We start from the raw sequence: 21,185 nt of genomic DNA on the forward strand, positions 1-21,185 counted from the left end.
TCAGCCCTTGTTGAGCCAGACGCCGTACAGGCTCGGCCGGCCTACAGCTTCGAAGGACAGGCCGTGCAGGTAAGGAGCCGAAGCGAAGACCTGCGGTTCTTCGAAGATCGGGATCACCAAGGCCTGGTCGATGAGGTGGTTCTGGATGTCGGCCACGTCCTTGAGGCGCTGCTGCGGGTCAGTGCGGGCCGTTTCTGCTTCCAGGAGGGCATTGAGCTTTTCATCGACAAAGCTCTTTACCTTCTGGCTGCTGCCACCCAACTGGAGCAGGGCATCGCGGTTCTTCGGGTAGAACTGGCTCTTGATCACGTCCGGATCAGCGCGACCCACCATGGCAACGGAAACAGGGGTCTTCTCAGGATCCAGGCTGTCAACGGTCTTGCTTCCGGAGTCACCGGCGAGGACGTTGAGCTTGACGCCCACTTTCTGCCACTGCTGGGCCACGAGCTGCAGCACTGCCTTGTTCTGCGGCTGCGGCAGGGACTCATAGATGGTCAAAGACAGTTGCGCCCCGTCCTTGGTCCGGATGCCATCGGCTCCAACCTTCCATCCGGCCTCGTCCAGGAGTTGCTTGGCTTTGTCCTGGTCGTGGCGGAGCTTGTCCGAAAGGTCAACGTAGCCTTGGGCGTCCTTGGCCAGGACGGAGGTGGCCACGGGGTAGTTCTCCGAGAAGATCGTGTCCACCACTTCATTGGCGTCTGTAGCTTTCAGGAGTGCCTGCCGGACCCGCACATCGGAGACGAGCGCATTGTCCGGACGGAAAACGATGCTGTCATTGACTCCGCGGGTGCCTGGAGCGTGGATCGTGAAGTTCTGCCCTGCTACCTGCTTCTCGTCGTAGGCCTGGACCTGGCGGATCAAGTCGCCCTGCCCGGCAAGAAGAGAGCCTGTGCGCACGCTATCCTCAGGGGTCACCACGATCTTTACGGTGTCCAGGTAGGCCCGACCCTGGTGCTTTGCAGTGGCTGGTCCCCAGTTGTAGTCCTTGCGGGCCTCCAGGACGAGCTCCTTGCCGAGCACTTCGCTGGCGACAGTGAACGGACCGCTGCCGATGATGTTGCGGGCATCGCCAAGTTCGTCGAACTTCCGGTCCAGTGTGCTGATGGAGACGATGCCGGAACCGATGGTGGCCGTGCCCTGCAGGAAGCCTGGCGAGGACTTCTTGAAGTGGAATCTGACGGTGAGCGGATCAACAACCTCACTGTAGTCATAGTTGTTGATGACTTCGGAGACGGGCTGGTTCAGGGCTTTGTTTCCCAGGCCGTACGTGTCGAAGTTGCGTGCTACTGCTGCAGCGTCCACGGGCGTGCCGTCGGAGAATGTGACGCCGCTGCGCAGCTTGAACGTGTACTGGGTCAACTCGGGGTTGCTGGTCCAGGACTCGGCGAGCCACGGCTCAATCTTGAGCGTCTCGGGGTCTTGGAATGTCAGCTTGTCCGTGATCTGGTTCAGGATGCCGCCGTTGGGGTAGAAACCGCCCGATGGTGGATACAGGTTCGTGTGAGCCTGTTGCTCCAGGAAAACCAGCGTGCCCCCGGTAACCGGCGCGCCGCCGTCGTCGGCTTGCTTCGCCGTTTCTGCGCCGCCGCACGCGGCCAGGACCGTGGCGAGCGCAAGCGCAGCCACGCCTGCATAGATGGCGCGGACGGGTCTGGGGAAGATCATGGGGATGCCTCTTTCGGATGGAGTGTGGAGCCCGCGGCGCTGCGCGGAAAATGCTGATGGAAGGACGTCTGGACATCACTGTAGGAGGGTGCGGAAGCCTGTCCGAACCCGGCCGACATCAACAGTCACCCCAGTTCGCATGGCGAAAAAGCGCTTCACGCGCCGCAACAATCCGGCAGCTTTTGCCCTCAACTACTGCCCTTCCGGTTCCCTTCCTGCCGCGGAAGCTGACCATGCCGACCAGGACCCGACGTACAGTGCCGCTTCAATGCCCAGGGTGGCGAGGGTGAGGACTTTGTGGGCAGCCAGGACGCCGGCGCCGCAATAGGTTCCGACGGCGGCTCCCGGAGTCAGTCCGATTGCCTCGGCCTGCGCACGCAGCACCTCGGAGGGAAGCAGCAGCCCGTTCTCGTCCAAGTTGCTGCTGCTGGGAAAAGTGATCGCCCCGGGAATGTGGGCTGGCGGATCCCCGGGAGTCCCGACGAAATGTTCTCTTTCCCGGGCGTCAAGCAAGATGCCGCTGTGTGGAAAGGCCGCCGCTTCGTCCGTCGCGATGGTCGCAAGGTTGCCACTCACCGGGGACAGTCCGGCATTCAGCGCTATTGATCCGGCCCCGGTGTCCGGTCGTTGTGTCGTGGTCGGCAAGCCCAGGCTCTGCCAATAACCGTAGCCACCGTCGAGGACCCTTACATTGACCAGTCCGGCCCACTTCAGGACCCACCAGGCCCTGGCCGCTGACAGTCCGTGCCGGTTGTCATAGACCACCACGGCCGAGTCATTGTTGATCCCGTAGCTGCGCAGGGCGTGCTGCAGAGTATCCACTTCCGGGAGCGGGAGTGCTCCGTCCACGGCGGGCCTGTGCGGTCCAGCGTCCGCGAGGACCGCGGGCAGGTGGACGTAATGAGCCCCCGGCAAGTGGCCGGCGTCGTATTCTGCTTCCGGTTGGGCGAGGCCGGGTCTGAACCGGATGTCCAGCAGGACCGGTGCTGCTCCTTCGGCGAGCTGACGGGCCAGTTCTTGTGCGCCGATGAAGTGGCCCTCGCGAAGGTCGTCAGGCGCAGCGGTCTTCCCGGGAGGGGTGGGTGCGCTCATGCCCGGGCTCCGGCTCCGACCGGACCTGCCGCCGTCGTGCTTTCATCCGGCGTGGCTTCGTGGAGGTTCCCAGGAACGGTGAGTCCCAGATGTTCACGCAGCGTGCTTCCCTGGTATGCCTGCCGGAACAAACCACGCGAGCGCAATTCAGGGATCACGCCGCGGGTGAAGCGTTCAAATTGCTCGCCGAGGAAAGGGGTGAGGATGTTGAAGCCGTCCACACCGCCTTCCTCATGCCAGGCCTGGAGGTAATCGGCTATATGTGCGGCAGTGCCGACCACCACGCTGTAAGGCACCAAGTGGTTGACAAGAATGTCCCGCCAACGCACCGGACGCGCTGTACCAGGGATCCTGCCCGAACGCTGCCGCGTCAGGTCAAGCAGGTGCTGGCCGTGTTGGTTGAAGCGGGCAGCATCGTCAATGGTGACTTCCGTCTCGAGCTCGGTCTGGGTCAGCTCGAGCCCAATCGCTGCGCCCAGAACAGCCAAGCTTCGGGTGGCAGGGAATCCTTCCCTGCCGTCGTGTGGTCCCGGTGATACAGGCACCCGGGAGGCCAGGAAATCGTGAATCTCCCAGGCCTGTTCGAAGGTTGACCCGATGATGGGCAGCACGGGAGTGAGGCTCTTGACGTGGTCTGGATTCCTGCCGTTTGCCGCGGCCTCCGTGCGGAGGGTCTTCGTCTCAGCGGCTGCCTCTGCGAGGTCCGGCAATGCCAGCAAGGCCAGGTCAGCGCGTGTGTGAACAAGGTGCCGGGAGCGCTGGGACGTGCCGGCATGGACCAGCGGAACATGCCCTTGGATGGGTCGGAGCACGTTCAAGGGACCGGCCACGGGATGGTGCGCGCCCCTGAAGTCAGCCTGGTGCAGCTTGGAGGGGTCCAGATAGTGCCCCGATTCCTGATTGGCGACCAAGGCGCCGTCGCCCCAGCTGTCCCACAGCAGCCTCAAGGCATCGATGAGTTCTTCGGCGGAGTCGTAGCGCTGTTCGTTGCCCCAATGCGCATCCCGGCCGTGATTGGCAGCTGCGCGTGGTTCGGCTCCCGTCACAATGTTCAGGCCGAGGCGTCCACCGCTGAGTCTGTCTAGTGAGGCGCTGATGCGGGCCAGGGTGTAGGCATCGGAGTAGGTGGCGTTAACCGTCGCAATGAGGCCGATCCTGGAGGTGATCCCGGCCAGGAAACCGACCGCGGTGAGTGGTTCGATGCGGGCGGCCAGATAGGGATCCCTGAACTCCAGATCGGGTCCTGTTGCCAGCCAGTCGCCGAAGAAGATGTAGTCCAGGCCGGCTGCCTCGGCTTCCAATGCAGTGGCGCGGATTACCTCGGGATCGTCATGGGGATCGTGGTGGGCTCCCGGGTAGCGCCAGCCGCTGGGGTAGGCGCCGACGGCCCGGAACATGGCCCCTATGATGATGTGCTTTCGCTTGGTGCCGCTGTCTTTAGCTTCCTGTGACGGCGTGGAGATAGTTGTCATGAGCCGAACCTAAGAGCATGCTCACTCGCCGTGCCAATGAGACTTAATAGCTCTTAGCTAAGGGTCACCCTACGTCATCGCACTTCATGAGAAGGCAGGCCGACTGTGCGGTGGCTCGTCCCGTCGATTGGGTGCAACAGTTTGACGCGGTTACGGCATGTCGAAGTTCCGGTAGGCGGTGTTTTTGTTGGTGTTCCAGCCTGCGATGATGCCGGCGCCGAGCATGTGGTCGGTGAGTCGTGCGAAGCGGTAGCCGGGGTCGGTGTCTAGGGAGAGTTGGAGGTATTGGTGGGCTTTGGATCCTGTGCCTTCCCACCAGTTGATGTAGCCGATGGTGGTGAGGATGGGTGCTGCGTGTTCGGGGCTGGTAGGCCGTGGGTCCGTAACGGAGTTGATCAGTCCTCGGCCTGCTGGGGGGCCTTGCGCCGGGGAAGATGGATGCTCAGCCATTTTCCGTCAATCGCCTCGTCGAGGGAATCGGCGTAGACAAGCAGCTTTTGGCAGTCTTCATCCAGCTGCTCAGGCGTTACCTGGATGATCTCACTGGTACCGTCCAAGTGAACCCGGCCTCTGGTTATCCCCACACCGGAGTAATCCCACCAGTAGGCGTGGATGATGTCGTTCCGTATTTCCCGGATTTTGTTGGCGCGTCCCCAGTCCAGAAGACGGACGACGTCCGCGCCGCGCGCACTCAGTGTCAAAGCTGCCTTGCGCAGTTTCGTCTCAATGTTCTTCCAAGGATCCTCGGCATCCGCAAAGGATGGTTTGGGGCTGCCGGACATGTGGAGGATCAGCCGCTTCATGGCTGCCTCGATGCGACCGCCCGCAACAGCAGCCATACCGATGCGAAGATAGAGTTGGTTGCGGAAGTGCAAATCCTCAGGTGAACGACCGCCGATGCGCGAGAGTCGTGCTTCGCCTAGTTGCCAGGCGTTGGCTCGCGGGACCACAAGCGAGGCTTCGATGCTTTGTCGGCCGTTATCCGACGTCTGCTCTATGGTGATTGCGTACCAAGTGTCAGTGCCCGGAGGTCCCCACACTTTCGCGTATTCGTCAGCCATCTCAGCTGGCGCTAGGGACCGCGCTGCCGCGGTTGACCGGGCGAAAGCAAGAGTCGGCAGCGACGTTCCGTCTCTACCTGGCCTACCGCAGGACGATAACCGACCCTCAGGATGCGCAGCAAGTTACGCCCTATGGGTGCGGCCTGACATGGACTTGTGCAGCGGTGGCTGCCTTCGTAGTGGCAAACGGCGCCTTGTATGCCAACGTAGCGGTTGCGACCTTCGTGGTCGTCGCCGGTGGCGCCGTTTTGGTTTTGCTAATAGTTCCCGGCTAGTTGGCAAACAAGGACTACATGACAACGGCAGGTGTAGAAGAAATCGGGCGGGACAGCGCGATTTCAGAGCTCACACGTGCGCTGCGATGAACTCGTCACTCCTATCCCTGTACTGGCTATCTGCCGCGACTTGCCATGACCCTGCATGACCCGTCACAGAGGTCAAGGACGTCGGTTGTTGTGGGAGTAATTTCTCTAGCACTGTTTGGCGCCTTCTTCGCCCTTACGATCTTCTACGCCATGCCCAGCAATGTGTTGGCCGTGAAGGAGGGGGAGCCCCTTCGCCGCACATTGGTGTCAGTTGCACCCCAAGCGCGGGCATTCTTCACCAAGCCGCCCAACGATCCGGAGTTCGCCGTCTATCAGCTCCGAGATGATGGATCCCTGGAGTCGTTGATGCAGACTCCACAAACGCGGCCCGAAAACTACTTCGGACTAAGTCGTAAACCGCGCGGGTGTCGTTCAGTTGCAACACGAAGTTGCCACCAGGCCGCGCCGCCGCACTGTAACAGTGATTCACTGGCGTCGACATAGGCATTCTCTCTTGTGGTGACCACCGATCACTGCCAGACTGGGCAGTGAGTCGCGCCGCTCCCTCGATAGGTTGAGGTGGTTCCACGAGGCCCGTTCGGTCCGCATCATCCCAACGCAGTACCGTTCCAAGGAGACTCGCCATGAAAACTGTCGGGCAGTATGGAATCAACGGGATCCGGCTGGGTGAGCAGCATGATTGAGGTTGCGTTGTCGGTGACCTTAAAGGCCAAGCCCGGCAAGGAGAAGGACGTCGCGGATTTCCTCCGCAGCGCACGCTCCGTCGTAGAACAGGAGCTTGGTACGCGCGCTTGGTTCGCCCTCCAGTTTGACGAATCGACCTTCGGCGTCTTCGATGTATTTCCCGATGACGAGGCCCGGCAGGCCCACCTGGCCGGGGGTGTCGGGCAAGCTCTTGCCGCTCGCGGAGCAGAGCTGTTCAGCGCGGAACCGAACATACAGAGCGTCGACGTGCTCGCTTACAAGCTGCCCGGCGACGACGCCTAGAGGCTTTCCGGCGTCACAGCACCAGCGAAAAGCACCCAGGGCCAGCTGATCCTCAGGCATAGGAGCAGAAGGTGACTCGTTCAGACACCGGCCGTGCCGAGGCGTTCAGTGACGCTGTTATCGCGATCGTCATAACGCTCCTGGTACTTGAACTGCAGCCGCCAGAGACCGAGCCCGGGGGGTTGCTGGCGGGATTGCTGGGTCAATGGCCGACATACCTGGCGTACGCGGCCTCCTACCTGTACTTGGCCGTAATCTGGCTCAACCATAAATCCGCCTTCACCCGAATCCGGGAGATGGACATCGGCCTGCACTGGTCCAACCTGGGAATCCTCGCGACGCTGGCGCTTTTGCCTTGGCCCACCGCGGTTATCATCGATACCGGCAAGACGGGCAACCTGACCGACGAAAGGGTCGGCGTCGCGCTGTACGCGATCATCGGGGCCCTGCTGTGCCTGTCATGGCTGGTGTTCTTCTCACACCTTGCCCGGCATCCCGAACTCACCGAAGAGGAGGTGGAGGATTCCTACTTCGCACGTGAGCGGCCCCGTGCTGCGGCCGGCGTCGTGCTTTACCTTGCGGCGGGGGCGGTGGGTGTCCTCGTCCATCCACTGATCGCGTCGGTGATTTTCGTGATCCTGCCCGTCTTTTACGGCCTCACCAGCCACGGGATCGAGCACCGGCCAACCTTCCTCCGAGGTATTTAGGCCCTGTGGCAGGAAAGCGGTCAGGGCGGCGCCCGCATGACGGCCGGCCGTGCTTCACGCGCGACGGATTATTCGCTTTGGTCGGCCGACTGGCGACGATGACGTTCCCGTTGGCCATACGCCGCCCGAAGAATGTCATCCTTTGACTCGAATCCCGAGCCCAACGCCCCACCGATGAGCACCGCCGACGTCGTCATCCACGCGACTTCCGCAAAGTCCCAAACGGTCACCGGATGTTGCAGGGTCTGTGCCAATAGATCTGCGTCGATGGTGAACGCCGCCGCCAGCAGCACGGCGATGAACAACAGGACGTAACTGATCACGACGCCGATCACCAGTGACCACACCGTAGAGGTGTTGTACAAGGAAGCCTTGTAGCGTTCGAGGGCATTGTCTCGCCGGGGGCTTTCCCATAGGTCGTGTTGGGTGATGATCCAGAACACCATCGAACAGATCGAAAGGATCATCAGCAAAATCAACCTCGTCGCACCCAGCAAGTCTGCGAGTTGCCAGATTGTGTTCGTGACAAGCGCGAAAGCACCCGTGGCAATGGCGGCAGCCATTGCGCTTCTCAATCCGAAGACCAGACGCCAAGGACGGTTCGCCCGCAGCATGCCCGCCAGCAACCGCCCCCGCCCGAGACGGGTTGCTGAAAGGTAGCGAAACCCGATCGGCCCCTCGTCAAGGACCGCACTCTCAATACGCCGCGATTGGTGCAGCGATGGTGGACCGAAATCCCCGTAGTCATCCTCGGGATCGAAATGGCGATGCATCGCCCACCCGAGGTCGGTGACGGCGGAGCGGACTCGGCGATCAATGTTGACGGCGCCGAGCGCGGGCAAAGAAACCAGGGAGATGGGCTCCCCGAGCGCGACTTCCGCGACCACAGTCCGGCCCTCAAGACGAATCGGAAGATCGGTCAGGCAAACCATGACATCCCATGCACGGTGGGTCCGGTGTTTCGCCAAGGAATCCAACATTGGGGTCAACCCGTTGCCCGCCGTAAAGTCCTGGTACTCGACTACCACGGACCAGTTGTGGCGTTCATCGGCAAGGTTCAGAAGATGGCCCACTTCTCTGCCGTTACGCTCGGCAAACTCGGCGGTGACCTCCGGTTCTGCGAGCACGCCCAGCGTACGGGCCGTTGTTGGGTCTGCGTCGCCTGAACTTTCCGGCACGCCTTGCCTCCTAAGGTTCAGTGTTTGGTAGCGGGTCCATTCCGAAGGAGGCGCAGGTGTTCGTGGATCATTGCCACTGCTGTTGAGCCTTCGCCGGCGGCGGCCGTTACGCGTTTCACCGAGCCATGCCGAACGTCTCCGGCCGCGAATATGCCGGGCACGCTGGTTTCCAAGGGCAATCGTCTTCGCCCCAAGTGGCTGAACTCGGGAGGAAGGTCTTCGAGCTCAGCCCCGGTGAGAACAAAGCCGTGGTCATCCAGGGCCAAGGTATCCTGCAGCCATTCTGTGTGTGGCTTGGCTCCGATGAAGATGAAGAGGTATCGCGAAGGGAAAATGCGTTGTTCGCCCGTGGTCTTCAGTTCTACGACGATACGTTCAAGGGCGCTTGGACCAACCAGGCCCACGATGTTCGCCCCCAGCAGTACCTCTATGCCGTGATGCTCTTCGATTCGATCCGCGAGGTAGCCGGACATGTCCGTCCGGAGGTCTTCCCCGCGCACCACCAGCCGTACGGGCGTTCCCGTGCCAGCCAGGAAAAGAGCTGCCTGGCCCGCGGAGTTTCCGCCACCGACGACGGCCACGGGCTGGGTTCCACAAAGCCTGGCCTCATGGACAGTGGCGGCGTAGAAGACGCTCATTCCCTCGTATTCCTCCAGCCGGGGGACTGGCAGACGGCGGTAGTGGACCCCCGTGGCGAGGAGCGCGGCACGTGATAGAGCCGGGCCGCTCTCGTCGAACTCGGCATGGAAGTCACCGTCCCGCAATGTTATGGAGTTTGCCTGGCATCCGACGTTGACCTGGACTTTGAACTTTCGGGCCTGCATGATCGCCCTTTCAGTGAGTTCCCCACCCGAGATTCCGGAGGGAAAGCCGAGAAAGTTCTCAATCCGTGGTGACGTGCCGGCTTGCCCACCTATCGCATGGCCATCCTTGAGGACCACCGATAAGCCGTCCGACGCCGCGTACACGGCGGCCGCCAGCCCGGCCGGACCGGCCCCGATCACCATGAGATCGTAGGGGGCAGAATGCTCCTTCACTGCCCGCAGGCCGAGGGCAAGGGCCAGTTCCGCGTTGGACGGGTTTTTGAGGACATGTGAAGCGTTCAACACCACTGCGGGCAAGTCACTGGCGAGGATTCCCGCCCGGTCCAGGATCGCCTGTGCCTGCCCGTCATCCTCCAGATCGACGAGGCGGTGGGGCAGGCGGTTGGCAGCTGCAAAATCCAACAGCCGAAGCGTGTCACGGCTGAAACGGGATCCGACGACGCGGATGCCCGCGCCCGCGCTGATCAGGAAGACCCGACGCTGAAGATATGCGCGCAAGATGGTCTCACCGACTGCGGGGTCCGCCAGCACCACACGACGCAGAACGTCCCCGCTGATTTGGAGCACCTCACCCGCTTCGGCAACCACGGTGCTGACGAAGGCCGGTTGCCCCTCGACCAGTCCGAGTTCCCCAAGGAAACGTCCCGGACCGTGAACCTCGAGGATCCGCGTGCCCCGGCCCTCCGCAAGCTCTCTGCCTTCGGCGGAGTGCAGCCCCTCCACCACCAGTACCGTGCCCTGGAGTACGACGAAGAAGTCCGCCTCGATGTTCCCTTCGTGAATGAGGACTTCGCCGACGGAGGTTGCCCGCCTGGTGCCGGTACGTCCCAACAATTCAATCTGGGCCTGGCTGAGCCGTGGATAGGCGCCGGAGACATCCGGCGTTTCGATCGGCATCGATTCTGAAACAGGTTCCATCAGATGGTTGCACCCCACGGTGTACTAAACGAAGGCCTCATGGGGATAACACCAGCGCCAGTCTTCACCGGGCTCCAAGGAACGAACAATTGGATGCAACTCTGTAGCGTGGGCCCGGGCGTGCCGCATGGGTGAGGAATCACAGCACCCCACATGGCCACAGGTGAGGCACAAACGCAGGTGAACCCAGGGAGTTCCCAAAGACAGGCATTCCTCGCAGCCCTGTGGTGTACGCACCCGAACCGAACGAATCCGGGTGATATGTGGATCGTGAATTCCTGGAAACATGTTGGCTCCTGGGTTGGTTCGGGTATGGGGAACGTTCCTAGCCCATGGAGAGCTTTCCATGGGGATTTATACCGCGTTGGCGAAGGCCCAGCCCCGTGGCCAGCAAGAGTATTCCGAACAGAATTGCGAAGGACGCAAGCAGCCCCAGGAGTCCGAGTATGCCCGGGCCGGGAAGAATGACCAGGAAGAGGCCGAAAACCGTGGTGACGATACCTGTGATCAGCCAGAGCCACCATTGTCCACCGCTCTTTTTGCCTTCCAGGGACAGTGCTATCTGAGAGACTCCGAGGATCACCGCCCACAGACCAATGACGAGCGCCAGCGAGAGGGCGGTGATGCCCGGCCAGACGAACGCGAGGAGGCCAGCGAGCACGGACACGATCCCGCCCACTACTTGCCAGACGGACCGGCGTTCCTTATGTCTGAAGTAGTGCACGATGTTCGTGACGCCGTCAACGACAGCGTAAGTTCCGAAGATGATCACCAGCGCGAGTACGGAGACGCCGGGCCAGGCGAGAACCAAAATGCCGAAGAGAACGGCAGCAATGCCCCGGATAATCAACGCGGTTCCTGACCCCTTGAGCAACTGTTGCGGCAATGCGTCAGACATGGGGAGACCTCTGTTTCTGGAAATGGATTTTCGACATTTTGATGGTCGGGCTGCTCGAACAGGTCTATCCTTTCGCTGTGCTCCCCAAAGTCGCTGTCACTGACTTGTTTTCCTTGCCGCGCTGGAACTCGATGACAGACTGCTGTCCGGGATCTTTCTTCCGGATGCCGGCCAGGAGATCGGTCACACTGGCGATTTTCTGGCCGTCAAACTGGGTGATGATGTCTCCCGGCTGCAGCCCCGCGGAGGCCGCCGGTCCTCCTGGGGCAACTCCGATGACCAGTGCGCCCGACGCCACGGGCAGGCCGAAGCGGTCCGCTATCTCAGGCGAGATGTCGCTCGGGACAATTCCAAGGACAGGGTGTGTGGCTGATCCGCTCTTGAGTATCTGTTCAGCGACGTCCGTCACCGTTGCCGTGGGGGTAACGAACCCGATGGACACGGCGCCCGAACTGGGTGGCAGATAGGCCTCTGACAGGCCGATGATCTCCGAACTGCTGTTGACCACAGCTCCCCCCGAGTTGCCCGGAGAGATGGGGGCATCTGTTTGGATCAGGTCGATCAGGCCCTGCGGTGACTCTTCAGACGGTGGCATATTACGGTGCAGTGCCGAAACGATTCCCGCCGTCACGGTCTGCTCCAGCCCCAGCGGGCTGCCGATCACGACGGTCAGCTGCCCAACTTGGGGGAGGGCCGTTGAGAACTTCGCAGCCGGAAGATTGCCCCGATCAGCCTTGACCACTGCCACATCGGTTGCATCGTCAACACCCAACACGGTAGCCGGCACTTCAGACCCGTCTGCGAAGCGGATCTGCACGTTCTTTAACGGCTTCTTTTCCTGGTCCTCCACCACGTGGGCGTCGGTGACTATGGTGCCGTCGCTGCGGTAGATCACGCCGCTGCCGATGCCGCTGCCTGATGTTTGAATCGTCACCACAGAGGACTCGACTTCCCTGACGATCCCCGGAACGGCGGAAAGGTCCCCGGTGGAACCCGAACCCGCAGGGTCGGCGGTTTGTGATGGGGGCATTGGAGGCGACCCTGTGCACGAGGAAATCAGGATGACTAACCATGCGCCGAGAATGGCGGTCCACGCCCTGCCTGACATCGTTCCTGCGTCGGCCGCTGGTCTGCTCATGCTCATTGGATTCCTACTGCCTGTCCTGGCTGGTTGGATTCGACATGCACCACTTCGAGTCTCCACCACCGACACCAGGCCCGCATTGCCCCTGGGCGTCCAAAAACCGTCCGGATTTGAATCCCCCAGGTCAACTCCCGGCCAGCTGCCTCAGGTTCCGCAGCTTCCCGGAGCCCCTGATGTCTCAGCGCGGCCGCGCGCTTCGCAAGCGCCAGGCACGTGTGGCAACGTGCAGGTTGAGGCGGGTCTCGGGGTCACCAAGTTCAAAACCGGTGATCTGGCTGATGGACTTAAGCCTGTATCGCAGCGTGCTCCGGTGAATGGCAAGGCTGTCAGCCGCCTCGTCATAGTTGCCGCCGTGATCCAGATACTGCGCAAGGGTGTGCACCAGGTCAGAGCCCCGCCGGGCATCGTTGCTCTGCAATGCACCCAGCCACTCCTCGACGTAGCCGGAGAGGTCGATTTCGCTGCCCGGCATGTCAAGGATGCGGTAAATCCCCAACTGGTCGTAGCGCGTGGACCCGTAGGGGTCGGTGGAGTGTACGCGGACGTGCAGCGCTCGCATTGCCTCCGCGTAGGACCGGGGGATCTCTGTGACATCCCGGCTCGGCCCCCCGATGCCCACGGCTCCGGTGGCGCTGCGCAGTGTCCTTGCCGCAATGCTGAAGAGCTCTGTATCCAGCGGATCTCCTGCAACCACGGCCAGTGCCATGTCCGCGCGTCGCGAGACGAGAGCAGGGATCTGGAGTTCGTTGAGTGTCCTTCGTAAGGCGATCACCACAGTATCGTCCGTTCTGGGCGGTTGCCACTGTGCGACTATGACGTGCTGCGGGCCCTTGATGTCGTAACCCAATGCCTCGGCACGCAGGGCGGCGGTTTCTTCATCCATTCCGGACACCAGTTCATACACAAGGTCGCGCCCCAGTTTCAGTTCCAGCTGGGCAATGTTGCGGCGGTGCGCCAGCTCGACCTGCAGGAGCCGAGTTGCATACTGCAAGGCGAAGACGTCTTCAGCTGTGTAGGGCACGCCGTTCTCCAGCAGGCACATTGCCCCGAGCACGTCCCTCTCCGGCAGAACCAGCGCCACGAGCCTTTGGGGTTCCTGGACCGGTAGCCCGGAAGCGACCCAGAGTTGCGCTGTGCGAGACCTGTCGGCCGTGCTGGGCCGGGGGTATGGGCGCTCGGATTTGGTCCCGGCCGTTGCGCGGATGTTGCCGAACCCGTCCTCGACGCAGACGGAGCGCCCCGTCACTACTGACAGCACTTCCGCCAGGAGGGAGTTCCGCGACTTCATTTGTCCCAGGGGAGCGGTAAGTGTGCCATCCAAGGCGTTCTGAACCGACGTCCGGGTTTCGAATTGCATAACCGTGGCCGAGAGGAGACGCAATCGTCTGGCAACGGCCTGACCATTGGAGAGCGGCGCCATGTCCTCCTGCTGGTGTGTTCCTGACGTTTCTTCAGCTGGAACGGGGACTGTTCTACTGGCCGTTGCACGGAGCTCGGTCATCTGGGCCGGGCTTGGAACAGCGCCGGCATGCAGGACGAGGCATCCGTTCAATTCTCCGCTGTCGCCAAAGACAGAAAGCGCGAATCGCCACACCGGCCCCGCGGCTGAGAGTGCCTTATCCGTGTCCTGGAGTTGGTTGGCATCACGGTCGGGGATCGTCGGTGCCCGGTTGGCGCTCGGGATCAGGTGACCGTCCACCACGAGATAGGCAGCTGCTATGAAGCAGAATTCCAGAGCAGAAACAGATCGTACGGCCCTGCCGAGGACCTCCTCGGCCCCTCGTCGATCGAACATTAAGTTGACCCGTCGTCTCTGTACACAGCTAGGACTCGTCCGCGCCGAGATGTGTGGCAACAGACCCCAAAACGATCCCGATACCTTCGACACTACGCCTGCGAGGTCTATTGTGGTAGGTCAGTTTCCTGGAGCAGATTGGACCCGGGAGGTCATGCCGCCGTTTCGCCCTACGGGGCAGACTCGAGCTATAAGGCCACATGACAAAAGCCCTTCGAGCCTCACGGCACGGCAGACGGGGCGCTTAATCATGGGGTGGAATCTCGGGCGGACGCCGCCACAGGAGAGGGTCGCGCCCACAAGAACCGGAGCGAGTCATGGCCAAAGCAGTAGGAATTGATCTTGGAACAACCAACTCAGTAATCGCTGTCTGGGAAGGCGGGGAAGCCCGCGTTATCCCCAATGCAGAAGGAGCCCGGACCACGCCGTCGGTCGTGGCGTACACGGACAGCGGGGAAAGGCTGGTGGGGCAACTGGCCCGCCGCCAGGCGATTCTCAACCCCAAGGGAACTATTACATCGGCCAAGCGGTTTATCGGCCGACACTATGACGAGATCACGGATGAAGCCAAGGCCGTGAGTTTCGACGTCGTAGCGGATGACAACGGTGTGGCGCGTTTCCAGGTTCAGGGCAAGAAAGTAGCACCCGAAGAGGTCAGTGCGCTTGTCCTTCGCAAGCTGGTGGACGACGCCGCAAAGCAGCTTGGCGAAAAGGTGACGGAGGCCGTCATCACGGTCCCTGCGTACTTCAACGACGCACAGCGCACCGCCACCAAGGACGCGGGCAGGATTGCCGGGCTGGAGGTACTTCGCATCATCAACGAACCGACCGCAGCGGCCCTCGCCTACGGCATAGACAAACGACAGCATGAGACGGTTTTGGTCTTCGACCTCGGCGGCGGAACCTTTGATGTGAGCCTATTGGACGTGGGGGACGGGGTTGTGGAGGTTCGCTCCACGGCGGGTGACACGCACCTTGGCGGAGACGATTTTGACCGCCGCCTTGTCGATTACCTGGCCGACGAATTCCAGAAGCAGGAGGGCATCGACCTGCGGTCGGACCCACAGGCGTTGCAACGCCTGTTTGAGGCGGCCGAAAAGGCGAAGGTCGAGCTCAGTTCCGTGAGCCAGGCTCAGGTCAACCTTCCCTTCGTCACCGCGGGCGCATCGGGCCCCAAGCACCTGACCACCACCATTCGGCGCTCTGTTTTTGACGAAATCACCCATGACCTGGTGGAACGCACCATGGATCCGGTCAAGCAGGCGATGACGGACGCCAAGGTTACTGCCAACGACATCGATGAAGTAATTCTGGTAGGTGGCTCCACCCGCATCCCCGCGGTACAGAACCTCGTCCGGCGCCTGACCGGCGGCAAAGATCCGAACATGAGCGTCAATCCGGACGAGGTCGTGGCTATCGGTGCTGCGATCCAGGCCGGCGTGCTTAAGGGAGAGGTCTCGGACGTCCTGCTGTTGGACGTTGTCCCACTTTCTTTGGGCGTCGAGACACGCGGCGGCGTCATGACCAAGATCATTGAGCGCAACACGACGATCCCCGCCCGTCGCAGTGAAGTATTCTCCACCGCCGAGGACAACCAGCCCGCCGTCGACGTCGTGGTCTTGCAGGGGGAGCGCGAACTGGCGGCGGACAACCGGGTGCTGGGCCGGTTCCAGCTGAGTGATATCCGGCCGGCGCCTCGCGGGGAACCGCAGGTCGAGGTTACTTTCGACGTCGACGCAAACGGCATCCTGAACGTCACGGCCAAGGACAAGGACACCGGCAAAGAACAAGGTATCACCATCAGCGAGGGCTCCAACCTCGACACCAAGGAAGTCGAGCGAATGGTTGCCGAGGCTGAGTCCCACCGAAACGAGGACCTGCAGAACCGGGAGCGGATCGACACCCTCAACGAGCTCGACGCGGTGGCTTACCGCGTTGAGCGGGCCGTCAATGAACTCGGCGACGCCGTCCCCGCGCACGACAAGGCACGGGCGGAACTGCTGATCGGCCAGGCACGCGACGCGGTCAGCAACCAGGCGGAGGTCGCCACCGCGAGGGAGCTCATTTCGGAACTCGAGCAACTGCAGGCGGCGCTCCGTGCCTCGGCTGCCTCCGCGTCCACCGCCGGGGCCGGGGCCAGCCAGGAAGCCGGAACGGGCCAGCAGGCCGGAGCGTCCAGCGATGCCGATGACGACGATATCGTCGACGCGGAATTTGACCGCGGCTAGGTAAACCGATGAGCGACGAGACTGCACTCGGGGGCCAGGCTCACGAGGGAAACGGGCAAGCGGGGGCCACCGAAACTCCGGAAACGGAAGCACAGTCCACGGCGCAGGCGGACGCCTTGGCCAAAATGGAGGACCAGTGGCGCCGTGCGCTGGCCGACGCCGACAACGTACGGAAGCGTGCGGCCCGGGACGGCGCACAGCTGAGGGCACAGGAGCGCGCCGCGGTTGCTTTGGCGTGGCTGCCTATCCTGGACAATCTGGAGCTTGCCCTGTCGCACGCGCCCGCGGGTGCCGCGGACCCGCTGGTCGAGGGCATAGCCTCCATCCGGGAACAGGCCATTGACACCCTGGCCCGCCTGGGCTATCCCCGCATCGACGCCGAGAATGTCCCCTTCGATCCGCGGCTGCATGAGGTTGTCAGCGTGGTGGAAACTGAAGAGGTTCCCCCGGGGACCGTGATGACCGTGCTGCGCCCCGGCTACGGCGGCCCGGAAAACACGCTCCGGCCAGCCGCCGTCGTGGTAAGCCGGGCGGTGACCCCCGACCGTGGCTAAGGACCACTATTCGGTTCTCGGCGTCCCGCGGACAGCGGCGGCCGACGAGATCCAACGCGCATACCGGAAACTGGCCCGAAAATTCCATCCGGACGTCAACCGTGAGCCGGACGCCGCTGACAAGTTCAAGGAAATCGGCGAGGCCTACGACACGTTGTCCAATCCCGAGACCCGGGCGCGCTATGACCGTTTTGGGGCGGACTACCGGCAGTACGCCAGCAGTGGCGCCGGGGCGTCGGGCGGAGGACGGCGAGGGGGTTCCGGTGGCCCGCGGCCTGGACCCCGGCCAGGCCCCCGGCCGGGTCCGGGCCCGTACGGAAATGGCGACGGCGGTATGGGGAGCGACGTTGACTGGGAGGACCTCCTCGGCGGCTGGTTCCGGCAACAATCAGGAGGACCGGTCCAAGGGGCAGACCAGGAAGCCGAGCTATGGCTGACGCTCGAGGAAGCCTTCCGCGGCGGCACGCGCAGTATCCGGCTGGCCCAGGCCGACGGCGAGAGCCGGAGCTACGACGTCGACGTGCCGCCCGGTGTGGTGGACGGCCAGCGTATCCGGCTGGCCGGTGAGGGCGCCCCGGGCAGGGAGGGAGGCCCATCCGGCGACCTCTTCCTGACCGTACGAATCCAACCCAGCCCCAGATACCGGCTCAAGGGCCGGGACATCTACTTCGATCTTCCGGTGTCGCCCTCAGAGGCCGCACTCGGGGCCAAGGTTGCCACCCACGCGCCGGCCGGACCGGTCACAGTCACTGTTCCTGAAGGCTCTTCCAGTGGGCGCAGGCTGCGGCTCCGCGGGCAGGGGATGCCCAATCCTCGGGGGGTGCCGGGGAATCTTTATGCGGAAATCAAGATTATGGTTCCCCCCAGCCTTGGCAAGGAGGAGCGGAAGTTGTACGAAAAGCTCGCCACGGTATCCACGTTCAATCCGAGGGAGGAAAGATGAGCGGCGTCTATCCGCTTGCCTATCCATGGCGCATGAATCTGGACGCGGTAGCCCGAAGCGCCGGCGTTCACCCCGACGTCGTCATGCGGTTCGTGGATCTGGATCTCATACGGCCGCTGGGCGATTCGCCTGGTGGCCCCTGGTTCAGTCCGCGGTCCCCGGAACTCATAGGGCGCGTCATGAGGCTCCATTCGGAGCTGTCGCTGAACTACGCGGCAATCCCTTTGGTACTGGATTTATTGGTTCGGGTCGACGCGCTTGAACGACGGTTGGTTGAAATCACGCAGGTCGAAGGGACTGCTTCACGATGAACATGGAGAGTTTGACGCAAAAATCCCAGGAAGCCTTGGCGGAGGCTCAGCGGATAGCACAACGCAATGGGCACACGGAGACCGACGGTGAACACCTGCTGGCGGCCCTGCTCGAGCAGGAAAATGGACTGGTTCCACGGTTGATCGTGGCCATGCAGGTTGACGTGAACGAGCTGAAGACGGCGGTCGAGGCAGAGCTGAGGCGTAAGCCGAAGGTCACGGGACCGGGGGCAGCGCCAGGCCAGGTGTATGTAAGCCGCAGGCTGGGCACACTCCTCGATGCGGCTGAACGGGAAGCCAAGCGGCTTAAGGACGAGTACGTCTCAGTGGAACACCTGCTGGTGGCGCTGGCGGAGGAAGGGCGGTCGACGGCGGCCGGCAGGGTGCTGGCCGAGCACGGCATCACCCGCGAGGCGTTCCTCTCGGTCCTGACGCAGATCAGGGGAAACCAGCGCGTTACGTCTGCGACGCCGGAACAGACGTACGAGGCGCTGGAGAAGTACGGCCGTGACCTGGTGGCGGACGCCCGCACCGGAAAACTGGATCCGGTCATTGGCCGCGACGCCGAGATCCGGCGGGTTGTGCAGATCCTTTCCCGCAAGACCAAGAACAACCCTGTACTGATCGGGGAGCCAGGCGTCGGCAAGACAGCCATTGTGGAGGGACTGGCCCAACGGATCGTCCGCCAGGACGTGCCGGAAGGGCTGAAGGACAAGACCATCTTCTCGCTCGACCTGAGCGCCCTCGTGGCGGGGGCCAAGTACCGCGGAGAGTTCGAGGAGCGGTTGAAGGCGGTGCTCGCCGAAGTCCTGGCGGCGGAGGGAAGGATCCTGCTCTTCGTCGACGAGCTGCACACCGTCGTTGGGGCAGGAGCCAGCGAGGGGTCGATGGACGCCGGGAACATGCTCAAGCCGATGCTCGCTCGCGGGGAACTCCACATGATCGGTGCCACCACCCTCGATGAATACCGCAAACACATTGAATCGGACGCGGCCCTGGAACGCCGCTTCCAGCCCGTAATGGTTGAGGAACCCGACGTCGAGGACGCCATTTCCATTCTTCGCGGGCTCCGCGAGCGGCTTGAGGTTTTCCACGGCGTACGGATCCAGGACAGTGCCCTGGTGGCTGCGGCCACTCTGTCCCACCGGTACATCACTGACCGGTTCCTGCCGGACAAAGCAATTGACCTGGTGGACGAGGCGTGCGCACGGCTGCGGACCGAGATCGATTCGATGCCGGCGGAACTGGATGAGCTCACCCGTAAGGTCACACGGCTCGAAATAGAAGAGGCGGCACTCTCCAAGGAGTCCGACCCGGCCAGCAAGAACCGGCTCGAGGAGCTGAGACGCGAATTGGCGGACCTGCGCGGCGAGGCTGACGCGAAGCGGGCCCAATGGGAAGCCGAGCGCCAGGCGATCCACAAGCTGCAGGATATCCGCAGTGAACTGGAGCGGGTGCGGCAGGAGGCTGAGGAAGCAGAGCGGACCTACGACCTGAACCGGGCAGCGGAGCTGCGTTACGGCAGACTTGCCGACCTCGAACGGCGCCTGGCCGCCGAGGAGGAACGACTGACCGCGAAACAGGGGGAGAAGCGCCTGCTACGCGAGGTGGTGACGGAGGACGAGATCGCCGACATCGTCGCGGCTTGGACAGGCATTCCGGTGGCGCGGCTGAAGCAGGGAGAACGGGAGAAAGTCCTGCATTTGGACGAGATCCTGCGCGCCCGCGTGATCGGCCAGGAAGAAGCAATCGGTGCGGTCACGGATGCCATCATCCGCGCCCGCTCCGGCATCCGGGATCCGCGTCGGCCCATCGGATCGTTCATTTTTCTGGGACCGACCGGCGTCGGCAAGACCGAACTCGCCAAGGCCCTTGCCGCGGCCCTTTTCGACAGTGAAAACGCGATGATCCGGCTGGACATGAGCGAGTACCAGGAGCGCCACACCGTGAGCCGGCTCTTGGGTGCCCCTCCGGGCTATATCGGTTACGACGAGGGCGGCCAACTCACCGAGGCCGTACGCCGCAAGCCGTATTCGGTGGTGCTTTTCGATGAGGTGGAAAAGGCCCACCCGGACATTTTCAACACCCTCTTGCAGGTCCTGGACGACGGCAGGGTTACGGACTCCCAGGGACGGACCGTTGATTTCCGCAATACCGTGATCATCATGACCTCCAATATCGGTTCCCAATATCTCCTGGAGGGTTCCACCGAAGGCGGGACGATCACCGAGGAGGCGCGCAGTATGGTGTTGGGGGAGCTCCGGGGCCACTTCCGTCCCGAGTTCCTGAACCGTGTGGACGATACCGTGCTGTTCACGCCGCTCGGCCTGCCGCAGATCGAACGCATTGTGGACCTGCAGTTCCAACAACTGCGCCAGCGGTTGGCCGAGCAGCAAATAGAGCTGCACCTGACCGAGGAGGCTCGTGTGCTGATCGCCGAACGTGGCTTCGATCCCATCTACGGAGCCCGCCCGCTACGCCGCTACATTTCCCATGTACTGGAAACCCAAGTGGGCCGGGCCCTGCTGCGCGGCAGCATCGCCGAGGGGGGAGTCGTGACCGTGACAGCGGCCGAAGGCGAACTCCTCGTGGACTACACCGCCAGCGAAATGGAAGAGGCCCGAACCCCGTGAACAAAGCCATTACCAAATGTCCCCATTGTGGCAAGTCCAACCGCGTGCCGGCCGCTGCGGAGGGCCGGCCGCGCTGCGGGAATTGCCACCGGGACCTTCCCTGGGTGGTTGAAGCAAGCGACGACGACTTCGGCGACATCGCCGAGCGGTCCGGCGTTCCGGTGATGGTGGACTTCTGGGCGGTCTGGTGCGGACCCTGCCGGATGGTAAGCCCGGTACTGGACCAGTTGGCGCACGAGCGTGCGGGGCAAATCAAACTTGTGAAGGTCGATGTGGATCACTCTCCACAGCTCTCCGCCAGATTCTCCATACAGGCCGTTCCAACGCTGATGGTTATGGTCGACGGCAAGGTCATCGCCCGGCAGGCCGGCGCAGCTCCGGCCCCGGTGCTGAGGTCCTGGCTGGAAGATGCACTCAGGAAGTAGCGCAAACAGCGGATGACGGCGGGC

The 21,185-nt window shown here is 62.7% G+C and carries 20 protein-coding genes; 9 read left to right on the forward strand and 11 right to left on the reverse strand.

What is annotated here, in order from left to right:
* From ACNQOP_RS00275 to ACNQOP_RS00295, 5 genes are all read right to left on the reverse strand, one after another.
* Complete coding sequence (locus tag ACNQOP_RS00275) at positions 1-1,665, reverse strand: TIGR04028 family ABC transporter substrate-binding protein (protein WP_416402893.1); 1,665 nt, start codon at positions 1,663-1,665, stop codon at positions 1-3.
* Between the two features lie 192 nt (positions 1,666-1,857).
* Positions 1,858-2,757 carry a sulfurtransferase gene (locus ACNQOP_RS00280; RefSeq protein WP_416402894.1) on the reverse strand — a complete coding sequence of 300 codons (900 nt, stop codon included), beginning with the start codon at positions 2,755-2,757 and terminating at the stop codon, positions 1,858-1,860.
* Positions 2,754-4,229, reverse strand: a complete 1,476-nt coding sequence (locus ACNQOP_RS00285) for an NtaA/DmoA family FMN-dependent monooxygenase (protein ID WP_416402895.1) — start codon at positions 4,227-4,229, stop codon at positions 2,754-2,756. The genes ACNQOP_RS00280 and ACNQOP_RS00285 overlap by 4 nt, the downstream gene beginning before the upstream one ends.
* Positions 4,230-4,379: 150 nt before the next feature.
* Complete coding sequence (locus ACNQOP_RS00290; protein WP_416402896.1) at positions 4,380-4,679, reverse strand: DUF4192 family protein; 300 nt, start codon at positions 4,677-4,679, stop codon at positions 4,380-4,382.
* Entirely contained in the window at positions 4,625-5,290 is a 666-nt protein-coding gene (locus ACNQOP_RS00295) for a hypothetical protein (RefSeq protein WP_416402897.1), read from the reverse strand. Before ACNQOP_RS00295 ends, ACNQOP_RS00290 begins: the two co-directional genes overlap by 55 nt.
* 515 nt (positions 5,291-5,805) lie before the next feature.
* Between ACNQOP_RS00295 and ACNQOP_RS00300 the strand changes: the two genes are divergently transcribed.
* From ACNQOP_RS00300 to ACNQOP_RS00310, 3 genes are all read left to right on the forward strand, one after another.
* Positions 5,806-6,099, forward strand: a complete 294-nt coding sequence (locus ACNQOP_RS00300) for a hypothetical protein (protein ID WP_416403246.1) — start codon at positions 5,806-5,808, stop codon at positions 6,097-6,099.
* A 192-nt stretch (positions 6,100-6,291) separates the two neighbouring features.
* A complete protein-coding gene (locus ACNQOP_RS00305; RefSeq protein ID WP_416403247.1) occupies positions 6,292-6,603 on the forward strand; it encodes a putative quinol monooxygenase in 312 nt (103 codons plus the stop codon).
* A 71-nt stretch (positions 6,604-6,674) separates the two neighbouring features.
* Complete coding sequence (locus tag ACNQOP_RS00310; protein ID WP_416402898.1) at positions 6,675-7,310, forward strand: TMEM175 family protein; 636 nt, start codon at positions 6,675-6,677, stop codon at positions 7,308-7,310.
* 68 nt (positions 7,311-7,378) lie between these two features.
* Here the strand turns inward: ACNQOP_RS00310 and ACNQOP_RS00315 are convergent, their stop codons facing one another.
* The 6 genes from ACNQOP_RS00315 to ACNQOP_RS00340 form a co-directional block, all read right to left on the reverse strand.
* Positions 7,379-8,488 (reverse strand): hypothetical protein, encoded by a 1,110-nt coding sequence (locus ACNQOP_RS00315; protein ID WP_416402899.1) that lies wholly within the window; start codon positions 8,486-8,488, stop codon positions 7,379-7,381.
* 17 nt (positions 8,489-8,505) lie between these two features.
* A complete protein-coding gene (locus ACNQOP_RS00320) occupies positions 8,506-10,230 on the reverse strand; it encodes an FAD-dependent oxidoreductase (RefSeq protein WP_416402900.1) in 1,725 nt (574 codons plus the stop codon).
* Between the two features lie 24 nt (positions 10,231-10,254).
* Positions 10,255-10,578: a UBP-type zinc finger domain-containing protein gene (locus ACNQOP_RS00325; RefSeq protein ID WP_416402902.1), complete on the reverse strand. Its 324-nt coding sequence runs from the start codon at positions 10,576-10,578 to the stop codon at positions 10,255-10,257.
* Complete coding sequence (locus ACNQOP_RS00330; protein WP_416402903.1) at positions 10,556-11,128, reverse strand: HdeD family acid-resistance protein; 573 nt, start codon at positions 11,126-11,128, stop codon at positions 10,556-10,558. Before ACNQOP_RS00330 ends, ACNQOP_RS00325 begins: the two co-directional genes overlap by 23 nt.
* A gap of 64 nt (positions 11,129-11,192) precedes the next feature.
* Positions 11,193-12,158 carry a S1C family serine protease gene (locus ACNQOP_RS00335; protein ID WP_416402905.1) on the reverse strand — a complete coding sequence of 322 codons (966 nt, stop codon included), beginning with the start codon at positions 12,156-12,158 and terminating at the stop codon, positions 11,193-11,195.
* 292 nt (positions 12,159-12,450) lie between these two features.
* Positions 12,451-14,067, reverse strand: coding sequence for a PucR family transcriptional regulator (locus ACNQOP_RS00340; RefSeq protein WP_416402906.1), 1,617 nt, complete (start codon positions 14,065-14,067; stop codon positions 12,451-12,453).
* Between the two features lie 317 nt (positions 14,068-14,384).
* On the opposite strand from ACNQOP_RS00340, the gene dnaK reads away from it, so the two are divergent.
* From dnaK to trxA, 6 genes are read left to right on the forward strand one after another with little or no spacing between them, the layout of a single operon-like run.
* On the forward strand, positions 14,385-16,295 hold the full coding sequence (dnaK, locus tag ACNQOP_RS00345) for a molecular chaperone DnaK (RefSeq protein WP_235521907.1): 1,911 nt from the start codon (positions 14,385-14,387) through the stop codon (positions 16,293-16,295).
* Positions 16,296-16,303: 8 nt separating this feature from the next.
* Positions 16,304-16,849, forward strand: a complete 546-nt coding sequence (locus ACNQOP_RS00350) for a nucleotide exchange factor GrpE (RefSeq protein ID WP_235521908.1) — start codon at positions 16,304-16,306, stop codon at positions 16,847-16,849.
* The gene (locus tag ACNQOP_RS00355) at positions 16,842-17,792 is read left to right on the forward strand and encodes a DnaJ C-terminal domain-containing protein (RefSeq protein ID WP_416402909.1); all 951 of its coding nucleotides are present in this window, start codon (positions 16,842-16,844) and stop codon (positions 17,790-17,792) included. Before ACNQOP_RS00350 ends, ACNQOP_RS00355 begins: the two co-directional genes overlap by 8 nt.
* Positions 17,789-18,103 carry a chaperone modulator CbpM gene (locus ACNQOP_RS00360; RefSeq protein WP_281450330.1) on the forward strand — a complete coding sequence of 105 codons (315 nt, stop codon included), beginning with the start codon at positions 17,789-17,791 and terminating at the stop codon, positions 18,101-18,103. The genes ACNQOP_RS00355 and ACNQOP_RS00360 overlap by 4 nt, the downstream gene beginning before the upstream one ends.
* Positions 18,100-20,736 (forward strand): ATP-dependent chaperone ClpB, encoded by a 2,637-nt coding sequence (gene clpB, locus ACNQOP_RS00365; protein WP_416402912.1) that lies wholly within the window; start codon positions 18,100-18,102, stop codon positions 20,734-20,736. Before ACNQOP_RS00360 ends, clpB begins: the two co-directional genes overlap by 4 nt.
* The gene (gene trxA, locus ACNQOP_RS00370) at positions 20,733-21,161 is read left to right on the forward strand and encodes a thioredoxin (protein ID WP_235521912.1); all 429 of its coding nucleotides are present in this window, start codon (positions 20,733-20,735) and stop codon (positions 21,159-21,161) included. The genes clpB and trxA overlap by 4 nt, the downstream gene beginning before the upstream one ends.
* Positions 21,162-21,185: the final 24 nt, after the last annotated feature.

The sequence above is a fragment of the Arthrobacter sp. LFS091 genome, from assembly GCF_047977885.1.
Taxonomy (GTDB): Bacteria; Actinomycetota; Actinomycetes; order Actinomycetales; family Micrococcaceae; genus Arthrobacter.

Bases quoted from the DNA above. Each gene is read 5' to 3' on its own strand.
- ACNQOP_RS00300 (WP_416403246.1), top strand. From the start codon at position 5,806: ATGCCCAGCAATGTGTTGGCCGTGAAGGAGGGGGAGCCCCTTCGCCGC.
- ACNQOP_RS00295 (WP_416402897.1), bottom strand. From the start codon at position 5,290: ATGGCTGACGAATACGCGAAAGTGTGGGGACCTCCGGGCACTGACACT.
- clpB (WP_416402912.1), top strand. From the start codon at position 18,100: ATGAACATGGAGAGTTTGACGCAAAAATCCCAGGAAGCCTTGGCGGAG.
- ACNQOP_RS00320 (WP_416402900.1), bottom strand. From the start codon at position 10,230: ATGGAACCTGTTTCAGAATCGATGCCGATCGAAACGCCGGATGTCTCC.
- ACNQOP_RS00275 (WP_416402893.1), bottom strand. From the start codon at position 1,665: ATGATCTTCCCCAGACCCGTCCGCGCCATCTATGCAGGCGTGGCTGCG.
- ACNQOP_RS00305 (WP_416403247.1), top strand. From the start codon at position 6,292: ATGATTGAGGTTGCGTTGTCGGTGACCTTAAAGGCCAAGCCCGGCAAG.
- ACNQOP_RS00280 (WP_416402894.1), bottom strand. From the start codon at position 2,757: ATGAGCGCACCCACCCCTCCCGGGAAGACCGCTGCGCCTGACGACCTT.
- ACNQOP_RS00325 (WP_416402902.1), bottom strand. From the start codon at position 10,578: ATGGAAAGCTCTCCATGGGCTAGGAACGTTCCCCATACCCGAACCAAC.
- ACNQOP_RS00285 (WP_416402895.1), bottom strand. From the start codon at position 4,229: ATGACAACTATCTCCACGCCGTCACAGGAAGCTAAAGACAGCGGCACC.
- ACNQOP_RS00330 (WP_416402903.1), bottom strand. From the start codon at position 11,128: ATGTCTGACGCATTGCCGCAACAGTTGCTCAAGGGGTCAGGAACCGCG.
- ACNQOP_RS00360 (WP_281450330.1), top strand. From the start codon at position 17,789: ATGAGCGGCGTCTATCCGCTTGCCTATCCATGGCGCATGAATCTGGAC.
- ACNQOP_RS00340 (WP_416402906.1), bottom strand. From the start codon at position 14,067: ATGTTCGATCGACGAGGGGCCGAGGAGGTCCTCGGCAGGGCCGTACGA.
- ACNQOP_RS00290 (WP_416402896.1), bottom strand. From the start codon at position 4,679: ATGGCTGAGCATCCATCTTCCCCGGCGCAAGGCCCCCCAGCAGGCCGA.
- dnaK (WP_235521907.1), top strand. From the start codon at position 14,385: ATGGCCAAAGCAGTAGGAATTGATCTTGGAACAACCAACTCAGTAATC.
- ACNQOP_RS00335 (WP_416402905.1), bottom strand. From the start codon at position 12,158: ATGCCCCCATCACAAACCGCCGACCCTGCGGGTTCGGGTTCCACCGGG.
- ACNQOP_RS00350 (WP_235521908.1), top strand. From the start codon at position 16,304: ATGAGCGACGAGACTGCACTCGGGGGCCAGGCTCACGAGGGAAACGGG.